Origin of the sequence: Salmonella sp. 2020_1395, from assembly GCF_043848115.1 — a bacterium.
GTDB lineage: Bacteria > Pseudomonadota > Gammaproteobacteria > Enterobacterales > Enterobacteriaceae > Salmonella > Salmonella enterica.
The window spans coordinates 221898-239775 of sequence record NZ_JBCMFH010000006.1; the positions used below are offsets into that span (position 1 = coordinate 221898).

Below are 17878 nucleotides of genomic sequence, written 5' to 3' on the forward strand. Positions count from 1 at the left end.
CATGATGACTATGCTGCGCGGATGGATAACGATGATCGTCATGCTGACGGCAATAAATGCGCAGGCAGCCTGTAGCTGGCCTGCGTGGGAACAGTTCAAGAAAGATTACATTAGCCAGCAGGGACGCGTTATCGATCCGGGCGATGCGCGAAAAATTACCACCTCCGAAGGGCAAAGCTACGCCATGTTCTTTGCCCTGGCAGCGAACGATCGACCGGCGTTCGCGCAACTGTTTAACTGGACGCAAAACAATCTGGCGCAGGGATCGCTGCGTGAACATCTGCCCGCCTGGCTGTGGGGGCAAAAAGATCCCGACACCTGGTCGGTGCTGGACAGCAACTCCGCGTCCGACGGCGATATCTGGATGGCATGGTCGCTGCTGGAGGCCGGTCGTCTGTGGAAAGAGACGCGTTATACCGAGGTGGGCACGGCGTTGCTAAAACGCATCGCTCGCGAAGAGGTCGTGAATGTGCCGGGGCTGGGCTCAATGCTGCTACCTGGCAAAATCGGCTTTGCCGAGGCGAATAGCTGGCGTTTTAACCCAAGCTATCTGCCGCCGCAGTTGGCGCAATACTTTAGCCGTTTTGGCGCGCCGTGGTCGACGCTACGGGAAACCAATTTGCGGCTTTTGCTGGAAACCGCGCCGAAAGGTTTCTCGCCGGACTGGGTGCGTTATGAAAGCAAGCAAGGCTGGCAGTTGAAAGCGGAAAAGACGCTGATCAGTAGCTACGATGCGATTCGCGTCTATTTATGGGCGGGAATGATGCATGATGGCGATCCGCAAAAAGCGCGTTTACTGGCGCGATTTAAACCGATGGCGACGTTAACGATGAAAAACGGCGTTCCACCGGAGAAAGTGGATGTCGTCAGCGGGAATGCGCAAGGGACGGGGCCGGTCGGGTTTTCCGCCGCTTTACTGCCTTTCCTGCAAAATCGCGACGCCCAGGCCGTGCAGCGACAGCGGGTCGCAGACCATTTTCCTGGCAGCGATGCCTATTACAACTATGTGCTGACTCTCTTTGGACAAGGCTGGGATCAGCACCGTTTTCGCTTCACCGTCAAAGGTGAATTATTACCTGACTGGGGCCAGGAATGCGTAAGTTCACGTTAAGTCTCATGCACGCTTTTTTGCCGGCTGGCGGTCGAAACGCCTTACCTGGCAAAAGGGGCGTTTCTCGGGCATTGTTGGGTTTATCGCTTGGTATGGCGCTAACACCGCTTGCCGGCGCAGCGACCTCCGCGCAGCAACAGTTGCTGGAGCAGGTTCGGCTGGGCGAGGCCACGCACCGTGAGGACTTAGTCCGTCAGTCGCTCTATCGCCTGGAGCTGATCGACCCCAATGATCCACAGGTTATCGCCGCCCGTTTCCGCTATCTGTTGCGCCAGGGGGATAGCGACGGGGCACAGAAGCTACTTGACCGGCTGGCGCAACTGGCGCCGGAGTCGACGGCGTATCAATCTTCCCGCACCGCGATGCTGCTCTCCACGCCACAAGGACGCCAGTCTTTGCAGGAGGCGCGTTTACTGGCGACGACCGGCCATACTGAACAAGCGATCGCCAGCTACGACAAGCTGTTTAAAGGTTATCCGCCGGAGGGCGAACTGGCGGTCGAATACTGGACGACCGTGGCGAAATTGCCCGCCCGCCGTCACGAAGCGATTAACCAGCTACAGAAAATCAATGCCGTCAGTCCGGGTAATAACGCTCTGCAAAATGCGCTGGCGCAACTGTTGTTCGCCAGTGGGCGGCGCGATGAGGGATTTGCGGTGCTAAAACAGATGGCGAAATCCAGTACGGGACGCAGCGCGGCCTCCGCCATCTGGTACCAGCAGATAAAAGATCTCCCGGTTAGCGACGCCAGCGTAAAAGCGTTGCAAGACTATCTGACGCAGTTTAGCGAAGGCGATAGCGTGTCTGCCGCCCGCGCCCAGCTTAGCGAGCAGCAAAAACAGTTAGCCGATCCGGCGTTCCGCGCGCGCTCGCAGGGCATCGCGGCGGTTAATGCCGGAGAAGGCGGTAAGGCCATTGCGCAATTGCAGCAGGCGGTGAGCGCCCGGCAGGACGACAGCGAGGCGGTCGGCGCGCTGGGGCAGGCATACTCACAGCGTGGCGATCGCGCCCGCGCCGTCGCGCAGTTTGAAAAGGCGCTGGCGATGGCGCCGCACAGCAGCAGTCGCGATAAGTGGGAGAGTCTGCTGAAGGTCAATCGCTACTGGTTGTTAATTCAGCAGGGCGACGCGGCCTTAAAAGCGAATAATCTGGCCCAGGCGGAGCGTTTCTATCAGCAGGCGCGAGCGGTGGATAACACCGACAGCTACGCGGTGCTGGGGCTGGGGGATGTGGCGATGGCGCGCAAAGATAATGCCGCCGCCGAACGTTATTATCAGCAGACGCTGCGTATGGATAGCGGTAATACCAATGCTGTACGCGGGCTGGCGAATCTTTATCGCCAGCAGTCGCCGCAAAAAGCCGCCGCGTTTATCGCTTCTCTTTCCGCCAGCCAGCGGCGCAGTATCGACGATATCGAACGCAGTCTGGAAAATGACCGTCTGGCGCAGCAGGCGGAAACGCTGGAAAGCGAGGGCAAATGGGCGCAGGCCGCAGAACTGCACCGTCGCCGGCTGGCATTAGATCCGGGGAGCGTGTGGGTGACGTACCGACTGTCACGCGATCTGTGGCAGGCCGGGCAGCACGCCCAGGCCGATGCGCAAATGCGCTCTCTGGCGCAGCAGAAGCCAAACGATCCGGAACAGGTCTATGCTTATGGGCTTTATCTTTCCGGCAGCGATCGGGACCGGGCGGCGCTGGCGCATCTCAATACCCTGCCGACCAGCCAGTGGAACAGCAATATTCAGGAACTGGCGGGCCGATTGCAAAGTAACCAGGTGCTGGAAAGCGCTAACCGCTTGCGTGATAGCGGCAAAGAACGCGAAGCGGAAGCGTTGTTACGTCAGCAGCCGCCCTCTACGCGCATTGCGTTAACGTTGGCGGACTGGGCGCAGCAGCGTGGCGATAATGCGGCGGCCCGCGCCGCTTATGACGCCGTTCTGGCGCGGGAACCGGGTAATGTCGATGCCATGCTGGGGCGGTTGGAAATCGACATCGCACAGGGCGATAACGCCGCGGCGCGCGCTCAACTGGCGGCGCTGCCTGCGTCGCAAATCACCTCTATTAACATGCAGCGCCGCGTCGCGCTGGCGCAGCTCCAGCTTGGCGATATCACGGCGGCGGCGCGGACCTTTAACCGCATTACGCCGCAGGCAAAAGCACAGCCGCCATCAATGGAAAGCGCAATGGTATTGCGTGACGCCGCCGCTTTTCAGGCGCAAACGGGCGAGCCGCAGCGGGCGCTGGAGACCTACAAAGAGGCAATGGTCGCCGCGGCGATTACGCCGGTTCTTCCCCAGGATAACGATACCTTTACCCGCCTGACGCGCAATGATGAAAAAGATGACTGGCTAAAACGCGGCGTGCGTAGCGATGCGGCGGAGTTGTACCGTCAGCAGGATCTCAATGTCACGTTGGCGCACGATTATTGGGGGTCGAGCGGGACTGGCGGCTACTCCGATCTGAAGGCGCATACCACGATGCTTCAGGTGGATGCGCCCTGGTCGGACGGACGGGCGTTCTTTCGTACTGATATGGTGAATATGGATGTTGGCCGCTTCTCTACGGATGCGGATGGAAAATACGATAATAACTGGGGTACCTGTACGCTGGAGAAATGCAGCGGACATCGTAGCCAGGCCGATACGGGCGCGAGCGTGGCGGTCGGCTGGCAGAATGAGACCTGGCGCTGGGATATCGGCACGACGCCGATGGGCTTTAATGTCGTTGATGTGGTCGGCGGCGTCAGCTATAGCGACGATATCGGGCCGTTGGGTTATACCCTGAACGCGCATCGTCGCCCGATCTCCAGCTCACTGCTGGCGTTTGGCGGGCAAAAGGACGCCAGCAGCAATACCGGCACCAAATGGGGCGGCGTGCGGGCCAACGGCGGCGGCGTCAGTCTCAGCTATGATAAAGGCGAAGCAAACGGTGTCTGGGCGTCGCTCAGCGGCGACCAGTTGAGCGGTAAAAATGTGGAAGATAACTGGCGCGTGCGCTGGATGACCGGTTATTACTATAAGGTGATTAACGAGAATAACCGCCGCGTTACCGTCGGGCTGAATAACATGATCTGGCATTACGACAAAGATTTGAGCGGTTATTCACTGGGTCAGGGCGGTTATTATAGCCCGCAGGAATACCTGTCGTTTGCGGTGCCGGTGATGTGGCGGCAGCGTACGGAAAACTGGTCGTGGGAGCTAGGCGGCTCGGTATCCTGGTCGCACTCCCGCAACCGTACCATGCCGCGTTATCCGCTGATGAATTTGATTCCGGCGGATTATCAGGAGGATGCGCGTGACCAGACCAACGGCGGCGGCAGCAGCCAGGGATTTGGCTATACCGCGCGGGCGCTCATTGAACGCCGTGTTACTGCCAACTGGTTTGTGGGTACGGCTGTCGATATTCAGCAGGCGAAAGATTATACCCCCAGTCATCTGCTGCTGTATGTCCGTTATTCCGCGGCGGGCTGGCAGGGGGATATGGATTTACCGCCGCAGCCTCTGGTGCCTTACGCTGACTGGTAATCATTGCGTCAGGCCTACGAATTGACAGGCGTCGTAGGCCTGAGAAGCGCAGCGCCATCAGACGCTATCATTAACCGTTATTCAGAAAAGTCCTTTTCAGATACAGCCTCTCTTAATGCCGCTGCAATCGGGTATACTCAGGCGGCAGTCCGGGATATCCAGGGAGAGTCAATTTGCGCGTCAGCCGCTCGTTAACAATTAAACAGATGGCAATGGTTGCGGCCGTTGTCATGGTGTTTGTTTTTGTCTTTTGCACCGTTTTGTTGTTCCATCTGGTACAGCAGAACCGCTACAACACGGCTACGCAACTGGAAAGTATCGCGCGATCTGTTCGGGAACCTCTTTCTTCCGCGATTCTAAAAGCGGATCTCCCCGGCGCGGAAACCATTCTGGAAAGTATTAAACCTGCGGGCGTGGTGAGTCGCGCCGATGTGGTATTGCCGAATCAGTTCCAGGCGTTGCGTAAGCGCTTCATTCCTGAACGCCCCGTCCCGGTTATGGTGACGCGTCTCTTCGAACTGCCGGTACAAATTTCTTTGCCGGTTTATTCGCTGGAGCGTCCCGCCAATCCGCAACCGCTGGCCTACCTTGTATTGCAGGCGGATTCGTACCGTATGTACAAGTTCGTCATGAGCGCGCTCTCTACGTTAGTGACCATTTACTTACTTTTATCGCTGATCCTGACGGTGGCCATCGCCTGGTGCGTAAACCGCCTGATTGTGCATCCGCTGCGCAAAATCGCCCGCGAGCTGAACGACATTCCGCAGCAGGAGCTGATCGGACATCAGCTGGCGTTGCCGCGTCTGCATCAGGATGATGAAATTGGGATGCTGGTGCGCAGCTATAACCTCAACCAGCAGCTTATGCAGCGTCAACGCGAGGAGCAAACGGACAACGCGATGCGTTTTCCGGTTTCCGAGCTGCCCAATAAAGCCTTTTTAATGGCGCTGCTGGAACAGGTTATCACCCGCCAACAGACCACCGCGCTTATCATCGTGACGTGCGAAACGTTGCGTGACACGGCAGGCGTGCTGCAAGAAACGCAGCGGGAGATTCTATTACTGACGCTGGTTGAGAAGCTGAAGTCGGTGCTGGCGCCGCGCATGGTGCTTACGCAGGTCAGCGGGTATGACTTCGCCATTATCGCCCACGGCGTTAAAGAGCCGTGGCACGCCATTACATTAGGTCAGCAAATACTCACTATCATTAATGAACGACTGCCCATTCAGGGTATTCAACTGCGCCCAAGCTGCAGTATTGGCATTGCGATGTATTATGGCGATCTGACCGCCGAAGAGCTCTATAGCCGCGCCGTCTCCGCCGCGTTTACCGCGCGCCGAAAAGGTAAAAATCAGATCCAGTTCTTTGACCCGACGCAGATGGAGGCCGCTCAACAGCGCCTTACCGAAGAGAGCGATATCCTTACCGCGCTGGATAACCATCAGTTTGCCATTTGGCTGCAGCCGCAGGTCGAGATGCGCAGCGGCAACGTATTAAGCGCCGAAGCCTTGTTACGTATGCAACAGCCGGACGGTAGCTGGGAATTACCAGATGGGCTGATTGAGCGCATTGAATCCTGCGGCCTGATGGTCACGGTGGGCCATTGGGTGCTGGAAGAGTCCTGTCGCCAGCTTGCTGCCTGGCAGGAGCGCGGCGTGACATTGCCGCTCTCCGTCAATCTTTCCGCGTTACAGCTCATGCACCCTGGCATGGTGTCGGAGCTGCTGGAATTGTTAAACCGCTATCGTATTCAACCAGGTACGCTGATTCTTGAGGTCACTGAAAGCCGCCGTATCGACGATCCGCACGCTGCCGTCGCTATCTTACGTCCGTTACGTAATGCTGGCGTGCGTATCGCACTGGATGATTTTGGCATGGGTTACGCGGGGCTGCGCCAGTTACAGCATATGAAGTCGCTACCGGTCGATATCCTTAAAATTGATAAAATGTTTGTCGATGGGTTACCAGATGATCACAGTATGGTGACGGCGATTATTCTGATGGCCCGCAGTCTTAATTTACAATTGATTGCCGAGGGCGTGGAGAACGAGGCGCAACGCGCGTGGCTGGAACAGGCGGGAGTCAACGTCGCGCAAGGCTTCCTGTTTGCTCGGCCCGTTCCCGCGGATATCTTTGAAGAACGGTATCTGTCGCACGAAAATCCTGATTACAAAAGTTAAAAAAGGTCGCGCTTGTGCGAGCCAGCTCAAACTTTTTAACATTTTTGTTTCAATTATGATCCTGGCGCATTTCTGTCATGTTGTGTGGGTGTTATTTTAAGGCCGCAGGTTACTCATAACCTTACAAGACCTGTGGTTTTTACTTCAAGGACACCCTATGAAAACCTCTCTGTTCAAAAGTCTTTATTTTCAGGTCCTGACAGCAATCGCCATTGGTATTCTCCTTGGCCATTACTATCCTGAACTGGGCGCACAAATGAAACCGCTTGGCGACGCGTTCGTTAAGCTCATTAAGATGATCATCGCTCCTGTCATTTTCTGTACTGTCGTGACGGGCATCGCAGGCATGGAAAGCATGAAGGCGGTGGGGCGTACCGGCGCGGTCGCGCTGCTTTACTTTGAAATTGTCAGTACGATTGCGCTGATTATCGGTCTTATTATCGTCAACGTTGTGCAACCTGGCGCCGGGATGAACGTCGATCCGGCAACGCTGGATGCGCAGGCGGTGGCCGTTTATGCCGCACAAGCCAAGGAGCAGGGCATTATTGCCTTCCTGATGGATGTCATACCGGGCAGCGTGATCGGCGCGTTTGCCAGCGGCAACATTCTGCAGGTCTTACTGTTTGCGGTGTTGTTTGGTTTTGCGCTGCACCGTTTGGGCAGCAAAGGCCAGCTCATTTTCAATGTGATTGAGAGTTTTTCGCAGGTCATTTTCGGCATCATCAATATGATCATGCGCCTGGCGCCGATTGGCGCATTCGGCGCGATGGCCTTCACCATCGGTAAATACGGCGTCGGTTCTCTGGTGCAACTGGGGCAGCTCATTATCTGCTTCTATATCACCTGTATTCTCTTCGTGGTGGTGGTGCTGGGGACGATTGCACGGGTAACGGGCTTTAGCATTTTTAAATTTATTCGCTATATCCGGGAAGAATTACTCATTGTGCTCGGCACCTCCTCTTCCGAGTCAGCGTTGCCGCGTATGCTCGATAAGATGGAAAAACTGGGGTGCCGTAAGTCGGTGGTAGGGCTGGTGATCCCGACGGGGTATTCGTTCAACCTCGATGGCACCTCTATCTACCTGACGATGGCGGCGGTGTTTATCGCCCAGGCGACCAACAGCCATATGGATATCTTCCACCAGATCACGCTGCTGGTCGTGCTGCTGCTCTCGTCAAAAGGCGCCGCGGGCGTGACCGGAAGCGGCTTTATCGTGCTGGCGGCCACTATCTCCGCCGTAGGCCATTTACCGGTTGCGGGACTGGCGTTAATCCTCGGTATCGACCGCTTTATGTCCGAAGCGCGCGCGCTGACTAACCTGGTGGGTAACGGCGTGGCGACGGTGGTGGTTGCTAAATGGGTGAAAGAGTTAGATCACCAAAAGCTGGACGATGTGCTTAATAATCGTGCGCCGGATGGCAAAACGCACGAAATTTCCTCCTAATCTCGCCACTTATGCCCGTAGTCCCTTCCAGGACTGCGGGTGTTTGCGCATAATTGACCCCTGCGCCCAAAGCATACAGCATGATGCTTAGGGATTATTTCACTTCTTCCGTGACATTTTTAGGTTCTCGCGGTCTAACACGAAGTGTTTTTACGTCATATTCAGGCATCCCTGCCGGGGCTGTCTTTTTATTACCAGGATTGTTGATCAGGGGTTCACATGCAGGGCACAAAAATTCGACTCTTAGCGGGCAGTCTGTTGATGTTGGCCTCTGCCGGCTATGTGCAGGCAGATGCGCTCCAGCCCGATCCGGCATGGCAACAGGGGACGCTGGCTAATGGGTTACAGTGGCAAGTGTTGGCTACGCCTCAGCGCCCCAGCGATCGTATTGAAGTTCGTCTCCAGGTTAATACCGGTTCGCTCACCGAAAGTACGCAACAGAGCGGGTTCAGCCATGCGATTCCCCGTATCGCGCTGACGCAAAGCGGTGGTCTGGATGCCGCACAGGCACGTTCTTTATGGCAGCAAGGGTTTGATCCGAAACGTCCCATGCCGCCCGTTATTGTTTCTTATGATTCCACGCTCTATAACCTCAGTTTACCCAATAACCGTAACGATCTGCTGAAAGAAGCGCTGACCTATCTGGCTAACGTCTCCGGTAAATTAACCATTACGCCAGAGACGGTGAATCATGCGTTAAGCAGCGAAGATATGGTTGCGACGTGGCCAGCAGATACTAAAGAGGGCTGGTGGCGTTATCGGCTGAAAGGATCGGCGTTATTGGGGCACGATCCCGCGGAACCGTTAAAGCAGCCGGTAGACGCAGCCAAAATTCAGGCTTTCTATGAAAAATGGTACACCCCGGATGCCATGACGCTGATTGTTGTCGGCAACATTGATGCGCGCTCCGTCGCCGAGCAGATCAATAAAACGTTCGGTACGCTGAAAGGTAAACGCGAAACGCCCGCCCCGGTGCCGACGCTTTCGCCGCTGCGGGCGGAATCAGTGAGCATTATGACCGATGCGGTGCGCCAGGATCGTCTCTCCATTATGTGGGATACGCCGTGGCAACCGATTCGCGAATCGGCGGCGCTGTTGCGCTACTGGCAGGCGGATCTGGCGCGCGAAGCGCTGTTCTGGCATATCCAGCAAGAGCTTACTAAAAATAACGCGAAAGATATTGGTCTGGGGTTTGACTGCCGGGTTCTGTTTCTGCGCGCGCAGTGCGCCATCAACATTGAATCACCTAATGATAAGCTCAATACCAATTTGAGCCTGGTGGCGAATGAACTGGCGAAAGTACGCGATAAAGGTTTGTCGGAAGAGGAGTTTACTGCTCTGGTGGCGCAGAAAAATCTCGAATTGCAAAAGCTGTTCGCGACCTACGCGCGTACCGATACTGACATTTTGACTGGACAGCGTATGCGCTCGCTGCAAAATCAGGTGGTGGATATCGCGCCGGAGCAGTATCAGAAGCTGCGCCAGAATTTCCTCAACAGTCTGACCGTCGATATGCTCAATCAGAATCTACGTCAGCAGCTATCGCAGGAGATGGCATTAATTTTGCTGCAACCGCAAGGCGAGCCGGAATTTAATATGAAGGCGTTAAAGGCGACGTGGGATGAAATCATGGTCCCGACAACTGCCGCCGCTGTTGAAGCAGATGAGGCGCATCCGGAAGTGACGGAAACACCGGCGGCACAGTAAGCTGCCGCCTGTCGGCCCGGTAAGCGCAGCGCCACCGGGCAAGAGCGAATGACTTACTGCGGCATCGCGTCGTGCGGAATAATGGCCCCACGGTACTGAATCACCGTGCTGGCCGTCAGGTGTCCGCGCTTCGCGGCATCCGTCGCGCTGCCGCCCGTCAAACGAACGGCCAGATAACCGGCGCTGAAGGAGTCGCCTGCGGCAGTGGTGTCTATCACTTTCTCTTTCGGCAGTTTCACTGCCGGAACGTCAATGAGCGCCTCGCCCTGAATCGAGACCAGGCAAGAGTCCGCCCCGCGTTTTACCACCACTTCCTGCACGCCTGCCGCATGGGTGCGGGCAATGACCTCTTCCACGGGTTGCTGACCCCATAGCGCGTCTTCATCGTCCAGTGTCAGGAAGGCGATATCAGTACAGTCCAGCATCTTTTGATAGACCTGCTGCGTTTCTTCGCGACTTGTCCATAAACGCGGGCGATAGTTATTATCAAAAATGACTTTCCCGCCGTTGGCCCGGCATTCACGCAATAAAGACAGCAGCTTATCACGGCTGGTCGGGCTTAAAATCGCGAGGCTAATGCCGCTCAGGTAGAGATAATCGAAGGTCGCCAGCGCCTTGCAGATAGCCGCTGACTGCTCGCTCTCCAGCCAGAATTTCGCTGCCGCTTCGTTACGCCAGTAGTAGAAGGTACGCTCGCCAGTGTCATCGGTTTCGATGTAATAGAGGCCTGGCAGGCGATTTTCCATCCGCTGCGTTAGCGAGGTATCCACATTTTCATGCTGCCACGCCTCCAGCATCTGTTGGCTGAAACTGTCGGTACCCAGCGCCGTCACATAGTGAACGGCCAGAGCGGCAGAATCGACCTGACGGGCAATATAAACGGAGGTATTCAGCGTGTCGCCGCCGAAGCCGCGCTGAACATCAGCGCCTTTCTGCGACAGCTCAATCATGCATTCGCCAATCACGGCAATCTTTTTAGACATAGTCGTGAACCTGATCTGTAAAAATTAGCGTTAGTGTGCGCTGTGGATGTTTAGTGGTCAATAATATTAAAACATCGGTCCATTATTTTTTTGAGCAAGTGCGTATTTTTGACAAGTTTCGGGGTCTGTTTTTATTTTGCCAGGGACCGAGGGTAAAGTTCTCTGCCTGAACGCCGATAACCTTTGACGAGTCCGGACAGTCACACTCCCATTAACAGGACAACTGAGATGATAAAGCAGGTTATCCAGCAGCTACGCGTTCCTGATGCAGGTATAGAGAATTTGCAGGAACGGCGCTATTGGCTGCAATGCGAGCGTGCCTATACTTACCAGCCGATATACCAGACGGATGGCCGTTTGATGGCGGTTGAACTTCTCACTGTCGTCACCCATCCTGATAACCCTTCCAGACGTATTGCCCCGGATCGTTATTTCGCGGAGTTAGCGGTTCGACACCGCATTGACGTAGTGAAAGAACAACTTCATCAGCTTGAACAAAAAGCGGATTTTTTCACTCGCCATCACTTATTGGCATCAGTCAATGTCGACGGCCCTACGCTGATTGCCATGCGACGACAGCCGGACATTCTGGCAGCGATGGAGCGCTTACCCTGGCTGCGTTTCGAATTGGTGGAACATATTCGTTTGCCGAAAGACTCCTCTTTCGCCTCGATGTGTGAGTTCGGCCCGCTGTGGCTGGATGATTTTGGTACCGGTATGGCCAATTTTTCAGCGCTGAGCGAAGTGCGTTATGACTACATTAAAGTGGCGCGCGAGCTGTTCGTCATGCTGCGTCAGTCTCCGGAGGGACGCAACCTGTTCACTCTGCTGCTGCAACTGATGAACCGCTACTGCCGCGGCGTTATTGTCGAGGGCGTGGAGACGCTGGAAGAGTGGCGTGATGTGCAGCGTTCGCCCGCCTTTGCCGCCCAAGGCTATTTTCTTTCTCGACCCGTGCCGCTGATATCGCTCGAAGAGGTGATTCTGACCCTGTAACGCCAGACTGTTCCCGTAATACGTGGTATTACGAGGCGCGGTCATCCTCCTTTTTCGTCTGGCTGAACTATCTTTAGGACAGGCAAGGGAAGAAGTGAGGAAATAACACATGACTAAAGCAGGCAAAATAACCGCCGCCATCACAGGGACTTTCTTGTTGTTGATCGCCATAGTGATTTTGTTGATCGCAACATTTGACTGGAACCGCCTCAAACCGACCATCAACCAGAAAGTCTCTACCGAATTGAACCGGCCTTTCGCTATTCGCGGCGATTTAGGCGTGGTGTGGGAACGCCAAAAACAGGAGACCGGCTGGCGAAGCTGGGTACCGTGGCCGCATGTTCACGCGGAAGACGTCATTCTCGGCAATCCGCCGGATATTCCGGAAGTTACGATGGTACATCTGCCACGCGTTGAGGCGACGCTTGCCCCGCTGGCGCTCCTGACCAAAACCGTCTGGCTGCCGTGGATCAAACTGGTGAAACCCGACGCGCGTCTTATTCGTCTGTCCGAGAAAACCAATAACTGGTCCTTTAACCTCGCGCAAGACAAGAATACGGACCCCAATGCTAAACCTTCCGCCTGGTCCTTCCGGCTGGATAATATTCTCTTCGACCAGGGGCGAATCGCGATCGATGATAAGGTCAGTAAAGCGGATATCACTATTCTGGTCGATCCGTTAGGCAAACCGTTGCCGTTCAGCGAAGTGACGGGAACGAAAGGCAAAGCAGACAAATCCACCGTGGGCGACTATGTCTTCGGCCTGAAGGCGCAGGGGCGTTATAACGGGGAACCGTTGACCGGTACGGGCAAAATAGGCGGTATGCTGGCGCTACGCAGCGAAAGTACGCCTTTTCCTGTGCAGGCCGATTTCCGCTCTGGCAACACGCGGGTGGCTTTTAGCGGCGTGGTGAACGAGCCGATGAAAATGGGCGGCGTCGATCTGCGGCTTAAATTCTCTGGCGATTCACTGGGCGATTTATATGATTTAACCGGCGTGCTGCTGCCGGATACGCCGCCGTTTGAGACCGATGGGCGATTGGTGGCGAAAATTGACGCCGAAAAGTCATCGGTATTTGATTATCGCGGTTTTAATGGGCGCATTGGCGACAGTGATATCCACGGCTCCCTCACTTATACCACCGGTAAACCGCGCCCTAAACTGGAAGGCGATGTCGAATCGCGCCAGTTACGACTGGCCGATCTTGGGCCGCTGATTGGCGTGGATTCCGGGAAAGACGCTGAGCAGTCGAAACGGTCTGAACAGCGCAAAGGCGAGAAGAATGTTCAGCCGGCGGATAAAGTGTTGCCTTACGATCGCTTTGAAACCGACAAATGGGACGTTATGGACGCCGATGTCCGGTTTAAAGGCCGGCGTATTGAGCATGGCGGCAGTCTACCGATTAGCGATCTTTCGACCCATATCATCCTGAAAAACGCCGACTTACGTCTACAGCCGCTGAAGTTTGGTCTGGCAGGCGGCAGTATTGTCTCCAACATCCATCTGGAAGGGGATAAAAAGCCAATGCAGGGGCGGGCGGATATACAGGCGCGTCGGCTGAAGCTTAAAGAACTGATGCCGGATGTGGAGCTGATGCAGAAAACGCTGGGCGAGCTGAACGGCGATGCGGATATTCGCGGGACGGGCAACTCGGTCGCCGCGCTGCTTGGCAACAGTAACGGCAATCTGAAATTATTGATGAATGATGGATTGATTAGCCGCAACCTGATGGAAATCGTGGGGCTGAACGTCGGCAACTATATTGTCGGGCAGATTTTTGGCGATGACGAAGTGCGGGTTAACTGCGCGGCGGCGAATCTCAATATTGCGAACGGCGTGGCGCGACCGCAAATTTTTGCTTTTGATACAGAAAATGCGTTGATTAACGTGACCGGTACGGCGAGCTTCGCCTCTGAACAGCTCGATTTAACCATTGATCCGGAAAGTAAGGGGATTCGTATTATTACGCTGCGATCGCCGCTGTACGTGCGCGGGACATTTAAAAATCCGCAGGCGGGCGTCAAGCCCGGCCCGCTGATTGCGCGCGGCGCGGTTGCGGCAGCGCTGGCGACGTTGGTAACGCCCGCCGCCGCGCTATTGGCGCTCATTTCGCCCTCTGAAGGCGAAGCCAATCAGTGCCGGACGATTTTAACGCAGATGAAGCAGTAACGTGAAACGTAGCGCCGGATGATGCCATCCGGCGCCCTATTACAACGCCTGATGACGCGTCTCATGGGTTAATAGCAGTGCAATCAGCGTCAGCGCCGCCATTGACGCCAGGTAAACCCCTACCGCCGCCAGCCCGTAGTGGCTTTGCAGCCATGCGGCAATATACGGCGCGACGGAAGCGCCCAGAATCGATGACACATTGTAGGAAAACGATGCGCCGGTATAGCGCACTTCCGTCGGAAATAGCTCCGGCAGCAGCGCTCCCATTGGGCCGAAGGTCAGCCCCATCAGGCTCAGGCCTAACAACAGGAACACGAATACCAGCGCTGGATTGCCTGAACCCAGCAGCGGGGTAAAGGCGAACAACGCGAAGAGAATGATGAGCGTGGTAATGATGACCATGCTTTTCCGACGGCCAAATGCGTCCGCCAGCAGGCCGGCGACGGGCACCATCACGCCAAAACCAATCACCGCCATCATCAGCATCCACAGTATTTCATTGCGCGGCAAGCCAAGCCCCACCGGCGCGGCGGCAGTGCTGTAAGTCATGGAATAGACGGTCATGATATAGAACAGCGTGTAGGTCGCCAGCATGATAAACGTGCCGAGAATGGTTACGCGGACATGCTTCGTCAGCAACGTGCCCAGCGGTATTTTTACCTGCTTTTTCGCTGCGGCGACTTTCGCAAACACCGGCGTTTCATGCAGCGACACGCGCACATACAGGCCGATAATCACCAGCACCGCCGAGAAGATAAACGGCACGCGCCAGCCCCAGCTCATAAACTGCTCGTCGGTCAGCAGCCAGGAGAGCAACAGGAAGGTGCCATTGGCAAAAAAGAAGCCGATCGGCGCGCCCAACTGCGGGAAGGAGCCATATAGCGCGCGTTTGCGCGGCGGCGCATTCTCCGTCGCTAATAACGCCGCGCCGCCCCATTCGCCGCCCAGCCCCAGTCCCTGACCGAAACGCGCCAGCGCCAGCAGCAGCGGCGCGAAAATACCTATCGTCGCGTAGCCCGGTAACAGACCGATAATGACCGTGGAGATCCCCATCGTCAGCAGCGAAGCCACCAGCGTGACTTTGCGGCCTACCCGGTCGCCGAAGTGGCCGAATAGCGCAGAGCCGATCGGACGCGCCACAAACGCGATAGCGAAGGTGGCGAGCGATTGTAGCGTTGCCGCAGTGGGATCGCCCTGGGGGAAGAAGATAAGGGGGAACACGATCACCGCAGCGGTGGCGTAAATATAGAAGTCGAAGAACTCAATTGCGGTGCCGATAAGCGAGGCAATAACGACTTTATTGCGTGAGTTTACCGGAACATGTTCCTGCTCATGGTCGAGTGTTGTGGCGGTTGCTTGCATACTATTTTCTTATTTTTAGCGAACGAATAGCCATATTACGCACAGCAAAAGTTATATTTCAATGTGTAACAAAAGCCAAAAATGGTCAAAAAAAGCGCAAAAAGGGGATAATGTTTAAGCCAGCCATTTTGCGTCTATGAAATGCTTCACATAATTTTAGAATTGGTGGATAAAACTGGTTTAAGGTTAAATAAAAGTTAATTACTGGATTTATATGCTGAAACAATGAGATGAGGCGGAAGGACGTGCCTGATTGTACCGCCGGGTACGCTTTGCTTGCCCGGCCTGGGACCACACGCCAGTAGGCCGAATGACGACGCCGTGCGTGCCATCCGGCAGCAAGCCGCAGACTAGCGTTGCGTTTTACCCGGCATTCGCGGGTCGTCCTTATATTCGGCGGTGGCTATCCAGGCCGCGCAGAATAACGTCAGGCGGGCAAAAAAGTAGAAGAATGCCATCAGACCGAGTACGGAGCCAAACGCCGCGCCGGAAGGCGATTTCACCAGTGACGGCAGCGTATAGGTCATAATGATTTTAATCACCTCAAAACCGATAGCGGCAATAAATGTCCCGCGAATCAACGCTTTTTTACGGGGACGATGGCGAGGCAGTCGCCAGAAAATCCAGAAGAAAAGCAGATAGTTGGCAAAAATAGAGATGGCCAGACCGATCAAATGCCAGGCCGGTTTTAACCATTCGATGCTGTCGAGATACAAGGCGGAGATGATCATCTGCTGGGCGGAACCGGCGATGGAAGTAATGGACAGCGTAATGATTAAAGCGATTAATAATCCAATCAGCGAGATAAAATCGCGCAGATATTTGAGCCAGATTTTCTCCTGATCCTGTGGCTTGCGCTCCCAGACGTCCCGTGACTGGGCGCGAATCGCTTCCCGCAGGTTGCCCATCCAGTTAACGCCGGAATAGAGCGCGATACCCAGTCCGACCAGCCCTACCGTGGTACGCTGTTGAACCGCCGTATTAATCGTATTTTTAAGCGTGGACGCCAGCGTAGGATCGCTCACATTCATCAATATCTTGCTGAAAATATCTTCCAGTAGATTAGGGTGCGAGGCGAGGATAAAACCTGCCGCGGCAAAGGACACCATCATTATCGGGATCATCGACAGAAACGAAAAGTAGGTGATAGCCGCGCCAAACTGATTACCCAGTCGATCGTTAAAACGTTCGGTCGCGCGAATGAGGTGGGCCACCATTGGTTGACGCTGAATTTTTTGCATCAGGGTGGTGACGGAATGCAACGCCTGATTTGCCTTTTCGTTTTTTTCCGGGGCGTCATGCGGCTGCGTTTTTATTTTTTGTATCGGGTCGTGCTCCAGTTCCTGAATAGGGCGTTTTACGTCATTTTCCTGCGTCATCAGGTCGGTAGTCCTTCATCATTAATAGAATATGTCAGTATAGCTTCTCCCCGGTGGATGCTGAAAATGCGGCTACTCTGCGGCCTCTTTAATGGTTTCCGTCAGCCATACCATAAACAGGTGTACCCGGCGGGAAAGATTACGGCGATGGGGATAATGCAGCGTCACCGGCAGTGGAGCGGCGCGATATTGCGGTAAAATTTCAATGAGCGTTCCGGCGCGTAACGCCTCCCGTACAGCAATGCGCGGCGTCTGAATGATTCCTAATCCTGCCAGACAGGCCGTATGCCAGGTCTCCGTACTGTTTACCGTTAGCATTCCGCCGGTTTTTACCCACTGCATATCGTGGGGAGTTTCAAAGGCAAAACCCGGTGAAGAAACTCCCGGGGTCAATGAATAATGCACCACCGCATGTGAGGCGAGATCGTCAAGGTTTTCTGGATACCCAAAGCGCGCCAGGTATTGTGGGCTGGCGCAGTTCACTCTTCTCAGTTTGCCAAGCGGGCGCGTCAGTATCCCTGGCGCATGTAGCGGCTCTGTACGCACCACGCAGTCGAAATCTTCCCGTAGTAAATCGACCTGTCGATCGCTACTACAAAGTTCCAGCGCAATGCCGGGATACTGATGCAAAAAAGTGGGCAGGCGCGGCATGATAAGGCTGTTTGCGAGACATGGCGGTATATCTACCCGTATTTTGCCGCTGATACTGGCGGGATCAGGCTGGAAAAGACCCTCCAGTTCATCCAGGTTACTCAACAGATCTTTTGCCCGTTCGTAGTAAACCATTCCGTCCTGAGTAAGCTGTACCCGCCGGGTGGTGCGGTGGAGCAGGCGGATGCCCAGTTGATGTTCTAACGCTTGTATTTGCCGTGAGACGCTGCCTTTGGGAAGGCCGATATCCTCTGCTGCACGGGAAAAACTTTCCCGTTCCGCCACGCGTACAAACAATTTCATTGCATATATTTTATCCATCATCAGGCTCTATTATTGTTTTTATTGAAACAGTGACGCTGAAGCGGCTG

11 protein-coding genes are annotated in these 17878 nt (G+C 55.1%); 7 read left to right on the forward strand and 4 right to left on the reverse strand.

The annotated features are described in order from the left end of the window. Position 1: 1 nt before the first annotated feature. The 5 genes from bcsZ (at position 2) to ACH0WD_RS12110 (ending at position 9966) form a co-directional block, all read left to right on the forward strand. Positions 2 to 1111, forward strand: coding sequence for a cellulose synthase complex periplasmic endoglucanase BcsZ (bcsZ, locus tag ACH0WD_RS12090; RefSeq protein ID WP_000988802.1), 1110 nt, complete (start codon positions 2 to 4; stop codon positions 1109 to 1111). After that, positions 1093 to 4635 (forward strand): cellulose synthase complex outer membrane protein BcsC, encoded by a 3543-nt coding sequence (gene bcsC / locus ACH0WD_RS12095; protein ID WP_001225193.1) that lies wholly within the window; start codon positions 1093 to 1095, stop codon positions 4633 to 4635. Before bcsZ ends, bcsC begins: the two co-directional genes overlap by 19 nt. 173 nt (positions 4636 to 4808) lie before the next feature. Next, the gene (gene hmsP, locus ACH0WD_RS12100; RefSeq protein ID WP_001266364.1) at positions 4809 to 6815 is read left to right on the forward strand and encodes a biofilm formation regulator HmsP; all 2007 of its coding nucleotides are present in this window, start codon (positions 4809 to 4811) and stop codon (positions 6813 to 6815) included. Positions 6816 to 6972: 157 nt separating this feature from the next. After that, the gene (dctA, locus tag ACH0WD_RS12105) at positions 6973 to 8259 is read left to right on the forward strand and encodes a C4-dicarboxylate transporter DctC (RefSeq protein WP_000858228.1); all 1287 of its coding nucleotides are present in this window, start codon (positions 6973 to 6975) and stop codon (positions 8257 to 8259) included. 219 nt (positions 8260 to 8478) lie between these two features. Then, positions 8479 to 9966 (forward strand): pitrilysin family protein, encoded by a 1488-nt coding sequence (locus ACH0WD_RS12110; RefSeq protein ID WP_001163182.1) that lies wholly within the window; start codon positions 8479 to 8481, stop codon positions 9964 to 9966. 53 nt (positions 9967 to 10019) lie between these two features. On the opposite strand, the gene ACH0WD_RS12115 is transcribed toward ACH0WD_RS12110, so the two are convergent. Beyond that, the gene (locus tag ACH0WD_RS12115; RefSeq protein WP_000037585.1) at positions 10020 to 10949 is read right to left on the reverse strand and encodes a sugar kinase; all 930 of its coding nucleotides are present in this window, start codon (positions 10947 to 10949) and stop codon (positions 10020 to 10022) included. 228 nt (positions 10950 to 11177) lie between these two features. On the opposite strand from ACH0WD_RS12115, the gene pdeH reads away from it, so the two are divergent. Both pdeH and ACH0WD_RS12125 read left to right on the forward strand, forming a co-directional pair. Beyond that, positions 11178 to 11945 (forward strand): cyclic-guanylate-specific phosphodiesterase, encoded by a 768-nt coding sequence (gene pdeH / locus ACH0WD_RS12120; protein WP_000595626.1) that lies wholly within the window; start codon positions 11178 to 11180, stop codon positions 11943 to 11945. Positions 11946 to 12054: 109 nt separating this feature from the next. Further along, positions 12055 to 14115, forward strand: coding sequence for an AsmA family protein (locus ACH0WD_RS12125; protein WP_000158667.1), 2061 nt, complete (start codon positions 12055 to 12057; stop codon positions 14113 to 14115). Between the two features lie 39 nt (positions 14116 to 14154). Here the strand turns inward: ACH0WD_RS12125 and ACH0WD_RS12130 are convergent, their stop codons facing one another. The 3 genes from ACH0WD_RS12130 to ACH0WD_RS12140 form a co-directional block, all read right to left on the reverse strand. After that, entirely contained in the window at positions 14155 to 15477 is a 1323-nt protein-coding gene (locus tag ACH0WD_RS12130) for an MFS transporter (RefSeq protein ID WP_001148981.1), read from the reverse strand. 350 nt (positions 15478 to 15827) lie between these two features. Then, on the reverse strand, positions 15828 to 16856 hold the full coding sequence (gene yhjD / locus ACH0WD_RS12135; RefSeq protein ID WP_000191235.1) for an inner membrane protein YhjD: 1029 nt from the start codon (positions 16854 to 16856) through the stop codon (positions 15828 to 15830). A 72-nt stretch (positions 16857 to 16928) separates the two neighbouring features. Beyond that, entirely contained in the window at positions 16929 to 17828 is a 900-nt protein-coding gene (locus ACH0WD_RS12140; RefSeq protein ID WP_000358043.1) for a LysR family transcriptional regulator, read from the reverse strand. Positions 17829 to 17878 lie beyond the last annotated feature (50 nt).